General features: G+C 32.9%; 1 protein-coding gene. It reads left to right on the top strand.

Features of this window, described 5'->3' with window-relative positions:
- Positions 1-553: hypothetical protein (locus M4I21_RS18470; protein WP_249560703.1), on the top strand; the 553-nt coding region annotated here is incomplete at its 5' end.
- Positions 554-1,020 lie beyond the last annotated feature (467 nt).

Genomic DNA, 1,020 nt, shown 5'->3' with positions numbered 1-1,020 from the left:
TGAAACACGCAACAAACCATATACAACAACGTTGGCAATAATTATGAATCATATCAAATACTTAATTCTTTTAGTTCTTATTGGAACCTCTTTTGAAGTTTCTTCACAAGATACATTGGACATGAAGGAAGTGTATATCGATAATGATTTGGTCTATAAAATGGATGGACAACGATTTACTGGACTTGCTCAACGGAAACGGAAAAATGGACATTTGACTTACGAAGAAAACTACAAGGACGGAGTCATATTATCGAGCAACCTCTATTTTAATACTAAAGAAAAAAAGCTATCCAATAAAACCATTTACAATCGATACAAACTTTGGGTAATTCAAAAGGAAATTAGCTACAGACTTTCAAAGGACACGTTGGAGATTAAAAGCTATGACGAAAATGGAAAAAAAATATTGCTTGAACAGTTTGAGAATAGCAAAGTGACCTATAGTTGCGAATACAATGGACGAAAAAGACATGGACAGGAAATGTGTTATGACGATGATGGAAATCAAATGATTTTTGAATATATAAATGGTAAAAAAGTAAAAGAATGAAACCATTGCTAATACTTGGAGTTGGACTTGTATTATGGATACTCAGTATTTACTTAGTCCGTAAATGGAAACATTTTTGGATTTTCTTTGCTATTAACTTTTCAATATTAGCTATTTACAGTACTTACATAATCTATGGGAATTTGGATTTTTTAGGGCATGACGAGTACGGATTGGGAAGATTAATGATGTTATTCGCTACACCCTTAATACATGTTTTAATTGCGTTCATTTTTGCGATGATTATAAATTACCGTCAAAAAAAAATAACTATTGCCAACAATGGCTATAATTAATGCGGACTTAGGTCTTTACGCCAAGGTCTGTGTATATTTATGAAGTCGCAAAATCTTATGGATTTTGCATTTGAACAAAAAAAGAAAAACACAAAACCATAAGGTTTTGCTTTGTGCGTAGCTGGAAATCAAACGGATTTCCGCCCCGCACTAATCATAGCCGAGCCGTTA

Origin of the sequence: Cellulophaga sp. 20_2_10 (genome assembly GCF_023476645.1) — a bacterium.
Taxonomy (GTDB): domain Bacteria; phylum Bacteroidota; class Bacteroidia; order Flavobacteriales; family Flavobacteriaceae; genus Cellulophaga.
Note: the sequence above shows the minus strand (reverse complement) of the source record. Positions and strands in the feature narration are given on the sequence as shown.